This window comes from Flavobacterium dankookense (genome assembly GCF_004362665.1).
Lineage (GTDB): Bacteria > Bacteroidota > Bacteroidia > Flavobacteriales > Flavobacteriaceae > Flavobacterium > Flavobacterium dankookense.
In genome coordinates this window covers 124,825-141,190 of sequence record NZ_SNXR01000012.1, presented here as the reverse complement: position 1 = coordinate 141,190, position 16,366 = coordinate 124,825, and the positions used below count along the sequence as shown (strand labels likewise).

General features: G+C 31.1%; 20 protein-coding genes. 16 read left to right on the top strand and 4 right to left on the bottom strand.

Annotation, left to right across the window (positions count from 1 at the left end; translation table 11 throughout):
- Nucleotides 1-20: 20 nt before the first annotated feature.
- On the top strand, nt 21-950 hold the full coding sequence (locus tag BC748_RS04700) for a DUF6427 family protein (RefSeq protein ID WP_133532315.1): 930 nt from the start codon (nt 21-23) through the stop codon (nt 948-950).
- On the opposite strand, the gene upp is transcribed toward BC748_RS04700, so the two are convergent.
- Nucleotides 945-1,598, bottom strand: a complete 654-nt coding sequence (gene upp / locus BC748_RS04695; RefSeq protein ID WP_133532314.1) for a uracil phosphoribosyltransferase — start codon at nt 1,596-1,598, stop codon at nt 945-947. The genes BC748_RS04700 and upp overlap by 6 nt on opposite strands.
- Nucleotides 1,599-1,664: 66 nt before the next feature.
- Here upp and BC748_RS04690 point away from each other — a divergent pair, with 66 nt between their 5' ends.
- Together BC748_RS04690 and BC748_RS04685 are read left to right on the top strand one after the other, a co-directional pair.
- On the top strand, nt 1,665-2,270 hold the full coding sequence (locus BC748_RS04690; RefSeq protein ID WP_133532313.1) for a DUF4254 domain-containing protein: 606 nt from the start codon (nt 1,665-1,667) through the stop codon (nt 2,268-2,270).
- A gap of 133 nt (nt 2,271-2,403) precedes the next feature.
- Nucleotides 2,404-3,405: a glycosyltransferase family 9 protein gene (locus tag BC748_RS04685; RefSeq protein ID WP_133532679.1), complete on the top strand. Its 1,002-nt coding sequence runs from the start codon at nt 2,404-2,406 to the stop codon at nt 3,403-3,405.
- Between the two features lie 60 nt (nt 3,406-3,465).
- On the opposite strand, the gene BC748_RS04680 is transcribed toward BC748_RS04685, so the two are convergent.
- The 3 genes from BC748_RS04680 to BC748_RS04670 all read right to left on the bottom strand — a co-directional run bounded on the left by BC748_RS04680 (nt 3,466) and on the right by BC748_RS04670 (nt 5,389).
- The gene (locus BC748_RS04680; RefSeq protein WP_133532312.1) at nt 3,466-3,774 is read right to left on the bottom strand and encodes a hypothetical protein; all 309 of its coding nucleotides are present in this window, start codon (nt 3,772-3,774) and stop codon (nt 3,466-3,468) included.
- A 3-nt stretch (nt 3,775-3,777) separates the two neighbouring features.
- Entirely contained in the window at nt 3,778-4,263 is a 486-nt protein-coding gene (locus tag BC748_RS04675) for a hypothetical protein (RefSeq protein WP_133532311.1), read from the bottom strand.
- 73 nt (nt 4,264-4,336) lie between these two features.
- The gene (locus BC748_RS04670) at nt 4,337-5,389 is read right to left on the bottom strand and encodes a ferredoxin--NADP reductase (protein ID WP_133532310.1); all 1,053 of its coding nucleotides are present in this window, start codon (nt 5,387-5,389) and stop codon (nt 4,337-4,339) included.
- A 288-nt stretch (nt 5,390-5,677) separates the two neighbouring features.
- Between BC748_RS04670 and BC748_RS04665 the strand changes: the two genes are divergently transcribed.
- The 13 genes from BC748_RS04665 to atpH all read left to right on the top strand — a co-directional run bounded on the left by BC748_RS04665 (nt 5,678) and on the right by atpH (nt 16,354).
- Nucleotides 5,678-6,010, top strand: a complete 333-nt coding sequence (locus BC748_RS04665) for a PadR family transcriptional regulator (protein ID WP_133532309.1) — start codon at nt 5,678-5,680, stop codon at nt 6,008-6,010.
- 1 nt (nt 6,011) lies between these two features.
- Nucleotides 6,012-6,635: a hypothetical protein gene (locus BC748_RS04660; RefSeq protein WP_133532308.1), complete on the top strand. Its 624-nt coding sequence runs from the start codon at nt 6,012-6,014 to the stop codon at nt 6,633-6,635.
- Complete coding sequence (locus BC748_RS04655) at nt 6,636-7,328, top strand: hypothetical protein (protein WP_133532307.1); 693 nt, start codon at nt 6,636-6,638, stop codon at nt 7,326-7,328.
- Between the two features lie 166 nt (nt 7,329-7,494).
- Nucleotides 7,495-8,961, top strand: coding sequence for a DUF5687 family protein (locus BC748_RS04650; protein ID WP_133532306.1), 1,467 nt, complete (start codon nt 7,495-7,497; stop codon nt 8,959-8,961).
- A 91-nt stretch (nt 8,962-9,052) separates the two neighbouring features.
- Nucleotides 9,053-9,751, top strand: coding sequence for an ABC transporter ATP-binding protein (locus BC748_RS04645; protein ID WP_133532305.1), 699 nt, complete (start codon nt 9,053-9,055; stop codon nt 9,749-9,751).
- A 140-nt stretch (nt 9,752-9,891) separates the two neighbouring features.
- Nucleotides 9,892-12,735 carry a type IX secretion system periplasmic lipoprotein PorW/SprE gene (gene porW, locus BC748_RS04640; protein ID WP_246014003.1) on the top strand — a complete coding sequence of 948 codons (2,844 nt, stop codon included), beginning with the start codon at nt 9,892-9,894 and terminating at the stop codon, nt 12,733-12,735.
- A gap of 3 nt (nt 12,736-12,738) precedes the next feature.
- Nucleotides 12,739-13,143: a bactofilin family protein gene (locus BC748_RS04635; protein WP_133532304.1), complete on the top strand. Its 405-nt coding sequence runs from the start codon at nt 12,739-12,741 to the stop codon at nt 13,141-13,143.
- A complete protein-coding gene (locus tag BC748_RS04630; RefSeq protein WP_133532303.1) occupies nt 13,112-13,339 on the top strand; it encodes an AtpZ/AtpI family protein in 228 nt (75 codons plus the stop codon). Before BC748_RS04635 ends, BC748_RS04630 begins: the two co-directional genes overlap by 32 nt.
- Before the next feature lie 178 nt (nt 13,340-13,517).
- Nucleotides 13,518-13,745, top strand: coding sequence for a hypothetical protein (locus BC748_RS14150; protein WP_162846410.1), 228 nt, complete (start codon nt 13,518-13,520; stop codon nt 13,743-13,745).
- Nucleotides 13,746-13,860: 115 nt separating this feature from the next.
- The gene (gene atpB / locus BC748_RS04620; RefSeq protein ID WP_133532301.1) at nt 13,861-15,012 is read left to right on the top strand and encodes a F0F1 ATP synthase subunit A; all 1,152 of its coding nucleotides are present in this window, start codon (nt 13,861-13,863) and stop codon (nt 15,010-15,012) included.
- 33 nt (nt 15,013-15,045) lie between these two features.
- Nucleotides 15,046-15,237: an ATP synthase F0 subunit C gene (gene atpE / locus BC748_RS04615; RefSeq protein WP_078212011.1), complete on the top strand. Its 192-nt coding sequence runs from the start codon at nt 15,046-15,048 to the stop codon at nt 15,235-15,237.
- A gap of 83 nt (nt 15,238-15,320) precedes the next feature.
- Nucleotides 15,321-15,821, top strand: a complete 501-nt coding sequence (locus BC748_RS04610) for a F0F1 ATP synthase subunit B (RefSeq protein WP_133532299.1) — start codon at nt 15,321-15,323, stop codon at nt 15,819-15,821.
- On the top strand, nt 15,821-16,354 hold the full coding sequence (gene atpH / locus BC748_RS04605) for an ATP synthase F1 subunit delta (RefSeq protein WP_133532298.1): 534 nt from the start codon (nt 15,821-15,823) through the stop codon (nt 16,352-16,354). Before BC748_RS04610 ends, atpH begins: the two co-directional genes overlap by 1 nt.
- Nucleotides 16,355-16,366: the final 12 nt, after the last annotated feature.

The following is a 16,366-nucleotide window of genomic DNA, read 5'->3' as shown; positions in this document are numbered from 1 at the left end:
CAAAAGTATAAAATATCCTTATGATAACAAGCATTTTTAAAAAATCTACCTTTTTAAATTATACATTAGTTGTATTGCTGCTACTTTTCTTTTTTTCTTTTGCTCAAATTAATCAGATTAATACAAGTAAAGAAGTTTCTTCAATTGTAGAAAAATCAATTATTTTGGTATTATTGTTGGCATCATTTTTTGTTGTAAATTTTATTGTTAAGAAAAACGGATTGACCAAAAACAGTAGTTATGCGATTTTGTTTTTTTTACTTTTTTTGGTTTTATTCCCATCAATTTTAAATAATCTAAAACTTATTCTAGCTAATTTTTTTATTCTTCTCGCTACTCGAAGAATTATTTCATTACAGACTTTAAAAGCTCCAAAAGAAAAGATTTTTGACGCTTCACTTTGGATATTTTTTGCTTGTTTGTTTCACTTTTGGTGTATACTTTTTTTATTTATTGTGTATGTTTCAATTGTTTTTCATGTTTCAAGAGATTATAGAAACTGGTTAGTTCCATTTATTGCATTTGGTGCTTCGGCAGTAATTTTTATTCTATTTTCATTACTGTTTGATGTTACTTGGATTTCACAAATTATTAGTCAAACTCAGATGAATTTTCAATGGGATTATTTTGTAAATAATTATAAAAAAGTGGCCTTAACTATTTTTGCTCTAACTAGTATTTATTTCGTTTTTTCGATGATTTTTACATTGGGAAATAAACCATTAGTGCTTCAAGCTTCTTATAAAAAGATGATTTTTAGTTTCTTTGTTGGGATAGTAATTTTCCTTTTTTCTCCCGAAAAAAGTAATGCGATTTTAGTATTTACATTTTTACCATTATCTGTTTTGTGTACAAACAACATAGAGTATTCGCACAACAAAACCTATCAAGAAATTGTATTATTTACCGTTGCCATTGCAACAATAACGTGCTTTTTCTTTCAGCTATAATTTACTTCCATAAGCTAAATCTCCAGCATCGCCAAGACCAGGAATTATATAATTTTTCTCGTTTAGTTTTTCATCCAAAGCAGCAACCCAAAGATGACAGTTTTTCGGAAGATTTTCTTCTAAATAAGCAATTCCTTCTGGCGCAGCAATAACGACTGCAATGTGAATTTCTTTTGGTTTTTGTTCCAAATGTAATTTATGCAAAACAGCAACAATCGATTGTCCTGTTGCTAACATTGGATCAATTAGAATTAAATTTTTCCCTTCAAATGAAGGCGCAGCTTGATATTCGACCAGAATTTCAAATTTATCATCGTTGTCATAATGATGTCGATAGGCTGAAACAAATCCGTTTTCGGCATCGTCAAAAAAGTTCATAAAACCAGTATGCAAAGCCAATCCAGCACGAAGAATAGAACACAAAACTACAGGTTCGGCAACGGTTGTCGTATGTTTTATGCCAAGCGGAGTTTGCACATCAATTGCTTTATAATCTAAAGTTTTGCTGAGTTCATACGCCATAATTTCGCCAATACGTTCAATGTTTTTCCTAAAACGCATGCTGTCTTTTTGGATAGAAACATCACGAATTTGTGCTAGAAAATGGTTTAGAATACTGTTTTGTTCCGAAATATAATGAATGTGCATAATGCCAAAAATTTGTATGTTTGGGTAAAAGTATAAAAACTATCTTTGCAATAAAATTTTACTATTATGTTTTCACAGTTTGCCTTTCCAATATTTGAACAAAGCATCAAGGATTATCACATAATTAATGATGTATATCAACCAACAGTAAATCCTTATGAAAAAGGAAGCATAGAGTATCTTTTGTATGCAAAGAATTGGGTTGATACCGTTCAATGGCATTATGAAGACATCATTCGTGATCCTCAGATTGATCCATTAGCAGCTTTAGATTTAAAACGAAAAATTGACGCTTCCAATCAAGTTCGTACGGATATGGTAGAATATATTGACAGTTATTTTCTTCAAAAATATGCTTCGGTTCAAGTAAAACCAAATGCCAAAATCAATACCGAAAGTCCAGCTTGGGCAATTGATAGATTATCGATTTTAGCTCTAAAAATTTACCACATGAATGAAGAAGCAACTCGTGTTGATGCAACAGCAGAACACAGAGCAAAATGCCAAGAAAAATTAAACGTTTTGTTGGATCAAAAAAGCGACATGTTTACCTCAATCAATGATTTACTAACGGATATTGAAAATGGTGATAAGTTCATGAAAGTGTACAAACAAATGAAAATGTACAACGATGATGATTTGAATCCTGTGTTGTATCAGAATAAGAAATAAACTTCTTTTTGTCATTTCGATGAAGGAGAAATCACATCAACATCATGAGATTCCTCGTTCCTCGGAATGACAATTTTACTCTTAAATTTTGTCAAAACCAATTCAACATATCGCCGTAATTCGTCTCTCAGCAATGGGCGATGTTGCTATGACAGTTCCAGTTATTCGAGCAATGGTTGAACAGCATTTAACCGTAAAAATCACAGTCGTTTCTCGACCGTTTTTCAAACCTTTTTTTGACGGGATTCCCAATGTAGAATTTTTTGCAGTTGACGTAAAAAAACGACACAAAGGTTTCTTCGGATTGTTGAAATTATATTCTGATTTGCAACAATTAAACATCGATGCTGTTGCCGATTTGCATAATGTTTTACGTTCCCAAATCATACGAACCTTATTTTCATTGTCAGGAAAAAAAGTGGCAGCAACCGACAAAGGCAGAGCCGAAAAAAAAGCACTAACTCGTGCCGAAAATAAAGTTTTTCAACCCGTAAAAACGATGGTTGAAAGACATGTTGAAACGTTTAAAAAACTAGGTTTTTCTGTTGATTTATCTTTACCAAATTTCCCTGAAAAAGCTATTTTATCTGAAGAAATTTTGAGTATTTCAGGCAAAAAAGATAATTTTAAATGGATTGGAATTGCACCATTTGCTCAATATGAAAGTAAAGTATATCCTTTGGATTTGATGCAAAAAGTAATTGATTTATTAGCGGAAAATACTCAATATAAAATCTTCCTTTTTGGTGGTGGAAATGAAGAAATAGAGAAACTAAATATTTTAGCAAAGCAAAGAGAAAACTGTATCGTTGTAGCCGGAAAACTAAAATTCAATCAAGAATTACAGTTCATTTCTAATCTTGATGTAATGCTTTCTATGGATAGTGGAAATGCTCATATTGCCTCAATGTTAGGTATAAAAGTCATCACACTTTGGGGTGCAACACACCCTTTTGCTGGATTTGCACCATTCAATCAACCGCTCGAAAATTGTCTAACTGCTGATAGAAATCAATATCCGTTATTGCCAACTTCGGTTTATGGAAATAAAAAAGTCGCAGGATATGAAGAGATAATGCGAAGTATTTCGGTGGAAAGTGTTGTGGAAAAAGTTAATTTGGAATTGAACCATTAAGAAATTAAGTTTCATTAAGATTTGCCTTAACTTTTCTTAATTTCTTAATGGTTTAAAAAGTCACAAATAAATCTTATTTATTCTGCAAATCTCTACAATATAGCTTTTTAGATTGGAAATTGTAGCTTGATAATTCGGTGCTTCATATCCAAATCGTTCGTGTTCCAACTGTTCTTTTTCAATAGCATTACAACCATTTATGACTTCCTTAATCATGTCAAGCATAATGAGTTCTTTGCTTTTTTCTTTTTCAAATTTTAAGTCAACTAACTCGTCTTCCAATCGTTCGCAATAATCCAAAAGCTCCTGAACTTCGGGTTCATCCAAAAGATCAGGAGCTTTTTTAAATATCTCTAGTTTGTTTTTCATGGTTTATACAATAGAATAAGTGACTATTTTACTTAAATTTTTAAACTCTAAAACGCTTAAGTCTTTAATAATCAGTGAATAATCTGAAGAACTAATTGATTTAGTAGGTTTAAAAACAACTTTTATCTCATTCTCATTTTTTGATAATTCTACTGAAATAGGTTTAACAACATCCCATTTTAAAAGTTTTATTTCTGATTGGTTTTCGCAGAAAATAATATTGACAAGTATTTGTTTAAATGTTATATTTTGTATGCCTTGAAAGGCAATGAACTTATCTGATACAAATAGGTTACAGTTATCAAATGTAAAGCGTTTGTCAACAATATCAGATGAATTAATCTTCTTTACGGAACATTTTTTTCCAAGAATTTTTATTAAAGTTGGATCTAATTCCGAAGATAAATTATTAGAATATTTGTTATTGAATTTAGAAACTAAAAATCCAAATAAGAATAGAAAAACAAATCCAAATAAATAAAATAACAAGTCATTCATTTTATTTTAATTAATTTCAACACTCTATTCAACTGAACACTAAAATCTGAACACTGTCAACTGACTAAACATCATCAAAATCCACATAAATTTCTGCCGATGTTGGATGTGCTTGACACGTTAAAATCAAACCTTCGGCAACTTCGCCATCGGTTAAAATGGAATTCTTTTTCATTTCGGCTGAACCGTTTGTAATTCGTGCTAAACACGAACTGCAAATGCCACCTTGACAAGAGTAAGGCGCATCAATTCCTTGTTTTAAAGCCGCTTCAAGAACGGTTTGTTTTTGTGACATTTCGAAAGTAGTTTCTTCATCGTCCACCATTACCGTAATTTTGGTATGGCCTTCATGTGAACTTGCTTTCGAATTTTCGTCTGAAGAAGTAGAAAACAATTCGAATTTAATATTTTTATCGGCTACATTATGTTCTTTTAAAACATTGGTAACCAGATTAATCATTTCTTCTGGTCCGCAAAGGTAGAATTTGTCAAACTCTTTTTCTTTGTGCTTATTGTTAAGAATAAAATTCACAGCCGATTTGTCTATTCGACCAAAAAGTTCGTTTTCTACTTTAATTTGACTGTAAACATAATGAACAAAAAAGCGTCCAACATATTGCAATTGTAAGTCATGAAGTTCTTGGTGGAATATAGTTTCTTCTGCATTTTTATTTCCATAAACCAAAACGAAAGTACTGTTAGGTTCGCTTTCTAAAACCGATTTCAAGATAGACATGACTGGCGTAATTCCGCTTCCGGCAGCGAAACCTGCATAATTTTTTTGTCTATCAGCACTAGGTTCAAAAGTAAATCTTCCTTCAGGTTGGCTTACTTCAATAATATCACCAACTTTTAAATTGTCGTTCGCAAATTTCGAAAAATGACCGTTTTGAACGGATTTAATAGCAATGCGAAGTTCACCACTATTTGGCGAGGAACAAATCGAATAAGCACGACGAATTTCTTGTCCATCAAGCGTCAATTTTAAATTAATGTATTGACCAGCAACAAATTGATAAGCCGATTGTAGTTCGTTAGGGATAGAAAAAGAAACAGAAATTGAATTGACAGTTTCGCGTTTTACTTCTTTGATATGTAATTTATAGAATGAGGACATAGATTTTTTTTTACAAAGGTAAGAATATCAAGTTCAAAAATCAATTTCAAAAATCAACTTCAACTTCAATGTAAATTTAATCGTCGCTATTCTCATTCCGTAGGAATCCCACTTGACAATTGTTGATAATTTATATTGTCAGATTCTTTCGGAATGACTAACAATGGGTAATTTGTAACACTATATCTTCAAATCAAAATTTTATACATAGAAATCTTAGGTATATAAAAGACTTATGTATATTTGTACTGTTGCAAACGTAAGATTGCTTCATAAATCCGCAATGATATGAAAAACTCGCAATTATATAAAGGAAGTTTGACCACGATAGTGATGAAACTATTGGAAGAAAACGGCAGAATGTATGGATATGAAATTACCCAAAAAGTAAAAGAAATTACCAAAGGCGAATTGAAAATCACAGAAGGTGCATTGTATCCAGCGTTGCATAAACTGGAAGCCGAAGGCGTTCTTGAAGTAGAAATTGAAAACGTGGACAATCGACTGCGTAAATATTATAAACTCACTGAAAAAGGAACTTCTGAAACCATAAATCGATTAGCAGAACTAGAAGAATTTATTAGAAATATGCAAAGTATTGTAAATCCTAAATTGACTTAGAATGAAAGCTACTAAAGAAAACATTCAATTTATTGACACTTATTTAGAAAATTCGGATGTGGTTTATATTGACATTCGCTATGAAATGATTGACCACATTGCCACTGGCGTTGAAGAAATGATGGAGAAAAACAACATCGACTTTTATAATGCTTTTAAAGATTACATGGTAGTTCACAAAAAAGCCATCTTAAAAAACAATAAAAGCAGATATAATTATTCATGGGATACCATCAAGCAATTTTTATTTTTTTTAGTAAAACCATATCAATTGACAATAGCTCTTTTACTTTTTGTTTTTTATAAGAGTGTAGATTTTAATTCATATTTTAATAAAGATTTTACAGTTAATAATTTATTTTTTTTACTTTTTATTTCAATTGCTTTATTTCAAATTGGTTATTTTGATTTTTATTTAAAAAAGAAATTTTACAGCATTGAAAGCAGTGTTGTTATAATAAATGTTATCTATTGGTTTAAGATTTTTTTCTTACCGATTTTTGGAAGAAAAAATGTTTCAGAAGTTACTTTAACAATATTCAGCTACTTGATTATTGGATATGTTATTTATTTTATCCAACAACTTAGAAAATTTAACCAAAAACAGTTTCAATTGACACAATAAATGAAGTTATCTCAAGAACAAATAGAAAGATTATACAAATTCACACGTCAACATTACGTGGAATACTATGATTTGCAAACCGAATTGGTTGATCATTTAGCCAATGCTATTGAAGAACAATGGCAACAAAATCCAAAATTATCTTTTGAAGAAGCGTTACAAATTGAGTTCAAAAAATTTGGTGTTTTTGGGTTTATGGATGTGGTTGAACAAAGACAATCAGTATTGAATAAAAAGTACAATAAATTGGTTTTAAGCGAATTAAAAACTTTTTTTTCGGTTCCAAAAATCATCGGAACAGTCGCTGCTATTGGAATTGTATTTTATTTTATAAAATCGATAACGTTGGGCGCATTGGTTGTGCAAAGCTTATTTTTTATATTGGTTGTACTCTATTTTTTAGGAATAGCAATTTTGATGCAAAGAAATAAGAAGAGAAACAAGCAAAACGGTAAAAAATGGTTGCTGAAAGAAATCATGTTTGGCTACAGTTCTTCGGCTGGATTGATTAATTTACCGATACAATTTGCACTTCATTTAAAAGGCGAAAATTATCATGATGGATTGCTGTTATTGTTTAGTTTTCTATTGATTTTATTAGGTTTAACCGAATATATCATGCTGGTTTTAATTCCGTCAAAAGCCGAAGATTTTTTGAAAGAAACCTATCCTGAATATAAAATTGCAAATTAAAATTCGTGTTCTCGATACACTTTTTGGTTCGTCAGTTCGAGTTTTTTCTGGAAGAAAAAGTATCGAGAACCGAACCAAAAAATACTCGAATTGACGAATTTTTTACAGTATTTGTAACAAATTCCTATCTTTAGAAACTAACTTTTACAACCAAAAACAAAAATCTATGTTCAAACATTTTATTTGGCTCGAGTGGAAATCTTTTCTGCGGTCAGCATCATTCGGCACTAATTTAGCCATGAAAATCATCATGGGATTAGTAGCATTGTATTTCTTAGCTTGTTTTGCAATACTTGGAACTACAGTCTACTTTATTTTAGATAAAGAAGGCTTTGAACCTCTGCAAACCGTAAATAAATTTATGATTTATTATTTTGCAGTAGATTTACTAATCCGTTATTTTCTGCAAAAAATGCCGGTAATGAACATTCGTCCATTGCTAACTTTACCCATCAAGAAAGGAACGATTGTGCATTTTTCATTAGGAAAAACAGCTTTGTCTTTTTTCAATTGGACACACGCATTGTTTTTCATTCCGTTTACGATAGTTTTATTGATAAAAGGTTATGGTTATCAAGCCATTTTGTGGAATATTGCCATGTTTGCTTTGGTGTATTTCAATAATTTTATCAATATTCTTATCAACAATAAAGATGCTGTTTTCTATAGTGTTTTGGCTGTTTTTGCTGGATTGGGATTGACACACTATTACAATATTTTTGATATTACAGCTTATACACAACCGTTTTTTCAAGGAATGTATGACACCAATTATTTGTTTTTACTTCCAGTACTTTTCTTAATTGCGGCTTATTATTTTTCGTTCCAATTTTTCAAAAGCAATCTAAATTTGGACGAAGGTTTGGCTAAGAAAAGTGAAGTAGCTCAAACTGAAAATTATACTTGGTTAGAACAATTTGGAACATTAGGAACTTTTTTAAAAAACGATATCCGATTATTGAGAAGAAATAAACGCTCAAAAACGACTTTGATTATGAGTGTTGTGTTTGTTTTCTATGGATTATTATTTTTTACTAGTTCGATTGAAGCTTATGATAATCCAGCAATGAAAGTCTTTGCAGGAATTTTTGTTTCAGGTGGATTTTTGTTCACGTTTGGACAATTTATTCCAAGTTGGGATAGTGCTTATTATCAACTATTAATGAGCCAAAACATTCCTTACAAAGAATACATCAAATCAAAATGGTGGTTGATGGTTATTGGAACAGTAATTTCAACACTTTTAGCATCATTCTATCTTTATTTTGGAATTCACACTTATTTAATCGTTGTCGTTGCAGCTATTTTCAACATCGGAGTAAATTCACACTTGGTAATGCTTGGTGGCGCTTTTGTAAAAACACCAATCGATTTAACCACGAGCAAACAAGCATTTGGAGACAAACAAGCTTTTAACGTAAAAACAATGCTGATTGCTATTCCAAAAATGGCTTTACCAATGGTTTTATATGCAGCAGGTTATTATCTTTTTTCACCAAATATTGGGTTACTTTTCGTAGCATTAGCTGGAGTTATTGGTTTTTTATTTAGAGATTATGTATTTTCTAAAATCGAAAAAATCTACAAATCCGAAAAATATGCAACCATCGCCGCTTACAAACAAAAAAATTAGTATTCAGTCCCGAAGCGTCGGGACAGTTTTTAGTATTCAGTTATCGAAACCTAAAAACTCATAAACCATAAACTTTTAAACTATTTTCAAAATGATACAAGTACATAATCTTTCAAAAACATATAACAACGGAGTTAAAGTATTAAACGTTGAATCGCTAGAAATTCCAAAAGGACAAAGCTTTGGTTTGGTTGGAAATAATGGTGCAGGAAAAACCACTTTTTTCAGTTTACTATTAGATTTAATTCAACCAAGTTCTGGCCATATTATCAACAACAATGTTCAAGTAAACACCAGCGAAGCATGGAAACCTTTCACCGCAGCTTTCATCGATGAAAGTTTCTTGATAGGTTATTTAACAGCCGAAGAATATTTTTATTTCATTGGCGAATTACGCAATCAAAATAAAGCCGATGTTGACACTTTATTGGCAAAACATGAAGAGTTTTTCAATGGCGAAATTTTAAAAAGCAAAAAATACCTTCGCGATTTATCAAAAGGAAACATGAAAAAAGTTGGAATTATAGCAGCTTTAATTGGAAATCCAGAAGTGGTAATTCTTGACGAACCATTTGCTAATCTTGATCCAACAACTGTAAATCGTTTAAAAAAAATTATCAAAGAATTAGCCGATGATACTAATACAACTGTTCTAGTTTCTAGTCATGATTTGGTTCACACGGTTGAGGTTTGCAACCGAATTGTAGCATTAAACAAAGGTGAAATTGTAAAAGACATTCAAACATCGCCAGAAACATTGAAAGAATTAGAGGCGTTTTTCGCAGTATAATTCAATAGATAAAAAAGTATAATAGCTGTTTGTTGTAAAAAACATACAGCTATTTTTTTGCCATATCAAAAAGAAACGTATTTTTACCAGTTAGTTATACTAAATAGTACATTTTTACGTTATAAATCAAACGTTTCACATTGAAAACAAAGCAAACAAAATATATACTCATACTTGGATTTCTCTTTTTTTTGATAGCTTGTTCTACTAAAAAGAATACTTTTCTATCCAGAAATTCTCACGCGCTAAGCACAAAATACAACATTTTATACAACGGTGGTTTAGCACTTGATAAAGGTTTAGTTGATTTAAAAACGCAGTATCAAGATAATTTTTGGGAACGACTTCCTGTTGAAAGAATGCAAATTTCCGAAGAAAAAATTCTTCCTGGCGAAACCAAAAATGCCAATTTTGAAAGAGCAGAAACCAAAGCCATCAAAGCCATTCAAAAGCATTCAATGAACATTCAAGGTTCTGAAAAAAATCCACAAATGGATGAAGCACATTTGATGTTAGGAAAAGCACGTTACTATGATCAACGTTTTGTTCCAGCATTGGAAGCTTTTAATTATGTTTTGTACAAATATCCGAGCAGTGATAAGATTTATGAAGTAAAAATTTGGAGAGAAAAAACCAATATGCGTCTAGAAAATGATGCTTTGGCGGTAAATAATCTTCGAAAATTATTAAAAGAAATTAAATTTAAAGACCAGATTTTTGCTGATGCAAATGCAACTTTGGCCCAAGCATTTTTAAATCTTGAAGAAAAAGACAGTGCAGTTGCTAAATTAAAAATAGCAAAAGAATTCACAAAATCTAACGAAGAAGTTTCGAGATATCATTTTATACTAGGTCAGTTATATGATGAAATGGGATTAAAAGATAGTGCAAACGCTAGTTATCAAGCGGTTATTGATATGAATAGAAAAGCCGCAAGACAATATGTAATTCATGCTCACGAAAAACAAGCCAAGTATTTTGACTATGAAAAAGGAGATACAATTGCCTTTCTAGAAAAATATAATGACCTTCTCGAAGACAGAGAAAACAGACCTTATCTTGATGTTTTAAATCACCAAATGGCTTTGTTTTATGATAAGAAGAAAAATTTTGTGCAAGCAAAAAAATATTATAATGTCTCTTTAAAAAAGAAATCTGCTGATACTTATCTTACAGCTTCCAATTATAGAAATTTAGCTGATATTTATTTTAATAGTGCAAAGTATGTAACAGCAGGAAAATATTTTGATAGTACATTGGTCAACTTAAAACCAAGAACCCGTGAGTTTCTTGCCATTAAAAAGAAACGCGAAAATCTTGAAGACGTAATTAAATATGAAGGAATTGCTCAGCGAAATGATAGTATTCTTTCTTTGGTAAATATGTCTGAAAACGACAGAACTGCTTTTTTTCAAAAACACATTGATAAGCTAAAAATTGAAGACGAAAAGCTAAAAAAAGAATTAGAAAAACAGGAAATTGTTAGAGAAAACGAAGAAAGAAATCAAAATGCTCCAACTGCTGTAGATGGAAGTGATTCGCAAAAAAAATCCAATATTTCAATTAAAAATTCAATTGAAAAAGGAAATCAAAAAGAGAGTAAATTTTATTTCTATAACACAGCAACACTCGAATATGGTAAAATTGAGTTTACTAAAATTTGGGGAAGAAGAAGCTTACAAGACAATTGGAGAACAGTTACTTCAGCTTCAAATTCAAAAGAAGATGATAAAACTGTTGCTGAAAATGAGGATAGTAAGAAGACAAAATCAGCAACCGAAGAAGAAAGATATGATACGAAGTTTTACACAAGTCAATTGCCAACTTCGCAAACTGTGATTGATAGTTTAGGGAAAGAAAGAAATTTTGCTTATTATCAATTAGGTTCTATTTATAAAGAAAAGTTCAAAGAATATCAATTAGCGGCAAACAAACTAGAAAAACTATTAACATACAATCCAGAAGAAAGATTAGTGCTACCATCAATGTATAATCTTTATAAGATTTATGAAATAATTGACAAAGAAAAAGCCGCAGCAATGAAAGCAAAAATCATTGCACAATATCCAGAATCGAGATATGCACAAATTTTATTAAATCCTTCAATTGAAGTTGAAGCAGCAAGCGATTCACCAAATGTAGTTTATGAAAATTTATATGATCAATACCAAAATGGTGAATTCAAAACCGTTTTAACACAGACAAATTTAGCAATTGACCGATTTACAGGTGACGAAATGGTGCCAAAATTTGAGTTATTGAAAGCTCATTTAATTGGAAAATTAACCGGATTAGAAGAATATAAAAAAGCACTCAATTTTGTAGCACTCAACTATCCAAATGTAGAAGAAGGGAAAAAAGCAGAAAATTTATTAGCTGTTAGTATTCCAAAACTTGAAGCGCTGCAATTAGGAAAATATCCTTCTACGAATTGGAAAATTCTTTACAGTACTAAAGATTTTGAAGATAAAAACACAAAAACACTTCGCGACAAAATTGCAAAATTTATTAAAGAAAGAACATTAGATAAAATGTTTGTTTCATTAGATATTTATACGATGACGGATAATTTTGTAGTTATTCATGGAATGAAATCGGAAGAATATGCCAAAGGAATTGCATCCATTCTAAAAGAATTTAAGGAATATAAAGTACAAGACACACCTATTATAATGTGTGCAGAAAACTATACGGTTGTTCAAATCAAGAAAAATCTCGAAGATTATTTAGCGGGAAAACTTGTTGAAAATCCACAACAACCAAATTGGGATGGAACCATTGAAAGAGTTGTTGTTCAACAAGAAGAAAAACCACAACCACAACAAGAAGAGCAATCTAGAAATAAAGCTGATATAAAAAACATGAAGAATGATTTGTTAAAAGATAAACAAAAAAGCAGTAACAAATCAAATATACAAAAGGAAGAAGAAAATTTCGGATTGCCACCAACACCAGGAATGCAGGGAACAGAAAAGAAAAGATAAATTATGTTTGAAAAAAGTCCAAAATCATACACCGATTTATTGGGAAAAACCAATAGAATCGTCGAAGGAACAATCATTCAGGGAAACATTTCTTCACCTGCTGATTTTCGTTTGGATGGACATTTAATTGGAAATTTTCAATCTAAAGGCAAACTTGTAATTGGTCCAGCCGGAATGGTAAAAGGCGATGTGATTTGTAAAAATGCCGATATTGAAGGAGTTTTTGAAGGAAAAATACAAGTGCTTGAAATTTTAAATATTAAATCAAAAGCACATATCAAGGGCGAAGTGATTTGCGGAAAACTTTCTGTTGAACCTGGAGCCGAATTTAGTGCCACTTGTGTCATGAAACCACAAGTAAAAAACCTTCCACACGATGGACAATCAACAGAAGAAAAAGCAAGCTAACAAATGGTTGCAACTCATTAATATTCCTATCCAAATGGGAATAATCATATTTCTGTTTGCCGCTTTGGGCGATTGGCTCGATGAAAAATATCCAAATAAAAACGATTGGTATGTCAAAATCCTTGTAATTTTTGGAGTAGCCGTTGCCTTTTACAACATCAATCGACAATTGAAAGAAATCAATAAAAACGAATAATGCTCCCAAATTCATAATGGCTTTCAAAACCTTTTTACACCTTTTTATAATTTCAATAATCGCTTTTGTAATCAATTTTTTTCTGGTAGAAAATGTTGTTCCAAAGCTGGAATTAAAAAAGTGGACATATTCAATAGTCTATTTATATGTATTGTTTTTTTTATTTTCAGTTGTAATAATGAGTTTGCTTTTATTCGTTAGAACAAAAAACTTAGATAACGTTGGTTATACCTATTTAATAGTAACCTCGATAAAAATGGGAGTGGCTTATTTTTTATTACGACCAATTTTAGCCACAACAACCGATGATAATGCAACTGAAAAAATAAACTTTTTCATTGTTTTCATTTGGTTTTTGGCAATAGAAACACTTTTAACCATCAGAATTTTAAACAATAAGCAATAAATGGAATAAAAATTGACAATTCAATTAAAAAAACAAAAGTTATACTTTTTCATATTAATTAAAATTGTACTTTTGCACCAAATTTGAAGAAATAAAATTTTAGATAAAATCAGATATGGTGATTTCAAAAAAACCACTCCATTTTATAGTTGCAACATTAGTAGCATTTTTGCCATTAGTAACGGTTGCAAATCCTACAAACGACTCAACAATTGTTGAGCACACTTCTGTTACTACTGAGACAACTACTGTACATCACGAAGAAGAATCGAAAGACTTAAAAACCGAGATTAAAGAATTTATTAATCATCACTTACAAGACTCTTATGATTTTCATTTGTTTTCTTATAAAGATGATGCAGAAGTAGAACACCACATTGGTTTCCCATTACCAGTTATTCTTTGGGATAATGGTTTGCATTTGTTTTCTTCTTCAAAATTCCACCATGGAGAAAGCGCTGCAGAAAGTAACGGAAATTTCTATAGATTATTTCACGGAAAAATTTACAAAGTTGCCAATGCTGAAGAGCAAGTTGCTGTTGATGCAAAACATCATGCAACAAATGAAAAGCCATTTGATTTTTCTATAACTAAAAACGTATTCATGATGTTGGTGGTTTCGATAATCATGTTCTTATTATTTACAAGTTTGGCAAAATCATATGCAAAAAACGGTGGAATTGCTAAAGGTGCTGGTCGTTTCTTTGAGCCAATCATTCTTTACATTAGAGATGATATTGCAATTCCAAACATTGGAAAAAATCACAAAAAATACATGAGTTATTTGTTGACAATTTTCTTCTTCGTTTGGTTTCTTAATATTTTCGGATTAACACCACTAGGAGTAAACGTTACAGGAAATATTGCTATTACAGCAGGTTTAGCATTGATAACTTATTTGATTACAACTTTTACAGCTAATAAAAATTATTGGGGACACATTTTCTGGATGCCTGGAGTTCCAGCGCCAATGAAATTAGTTTTAGCGCCAATTGAATTACTAGGTACAATCATTAAGCCTTTCTCATTGATGATACGTCTCTATGCAAACATAGTTGCAGGACACGTTGTATTAATGAGTATAATAGGATTGATGTTTATTTTCAAAAATTGGTTAGGAAGTAGTTTATCTTTCGTACTTGCTTTTGCATTATCATTATTAGAGATTTTAGTTGCCGCTTTACAGGCTTATATTTTCACTATGTTATCAGCACTATATTTTGGTGCAGCTAATGAAGAACATCATCACGATGATGCTCATCATTAATAAATTGAATGTTTAATTAAATATATATACATTATGCAAATTCCAACTATTGTAGGAGCAGGTTTGATCGTTATTGGTGCTGGTTTAGGTATCGGTAAAATTGGTGGTTCAGCTATGGACGCTATTGCTCGTCAACCAGAAGCATCTGGAAAAATCCAAACAGCTATGCTTATTGCTGCTGCTTTGATTGAAGGTATTGGTTTCGCTGCGTTATTCGCATCTTAATCTAAAAAAATTAACAACAGTTGCAACGGTTGGTTGTAACTGTTGTTTTTAAAAAAAAATTTCTAAAACAGAATTTATATATAATGGAAAAATTATTAGAACAATTTTCACTTGGCTTATTTTTCTGGATGCTTGTCATCTTCGTTGCGTTGATTTTCTTATTGAAAAAATTCGCTTGGAAACCAATTCTTGATGCGGTAAACGAAAGAGAAGAAGGAATTAAAAACGCATTACTTTCTGCTGAAAATGCTAAGAAAGAAATGCAAAATCTTAAGTCAGATAATGAGAAATTATTAGCTGAAGCAAGATTAGAGCGTGATACTATGATGAAAGAAGCTCGTGAAATCAAAGAGAAAATGATTAACGATGCTAAAACGGAAGCGCAAACTGCTGGTCAAAAAATGATTGAGCAAGCAAAAGCTTCAATCGAAAGTGAGAAAAATGCAGCTTTGGCTGAATTAAAAGCTCAAGTTTCGACTTTATCATTAGACATTGCTGAAAAATTATTAAAAGATGAATTATCTAACAAAGAAGCTCAAACCAAATTGGTTGAGAAAATGTTGGGTGATGTAAAATTAAATTAATCGTTATGTCAAGAGCTGCGATTAGATATGCGAAAGCAATTTTAGAAACTGCGGTTTCAAGCGGAAATACAGTTAAAGTAAACGATGATATGTTGTCAATCGTTGCTTCGGTTGCTGGAAGTGCTGAATTGAGTGAATTTTTGTCAAGCCCAATCATTTCTTCAGAATTGAAAATGAGCGCTTTATCAGAAGTATTTGCTGCTGTTCAACCAGAAACGAAATCACTTTTCAGATTGCTACAAGAAAACAAAAGATTTGAAATTTTAGCAGCAATTGCTTCACAATTCAATTTGTTATTTGACGAAATGAATGGTGTTCAAGTTGCCAAAGTAACAACGGCTTTCCCAATCACTGCAGATTTAGAAAGCAAAGTATTGGCAAAGATTGCCACCATTTCAAACAAAAAGATAACTATCGAAAACATAGTAGATTCATCAATTATTGGTGGATTTATTTTGAGAATCGGTGACAATCAATATAATGCGTCTGTTGCAAACAGATTACAAGAACTAAGAAGAGAATTTAGTAATTAATACCATTAAAGA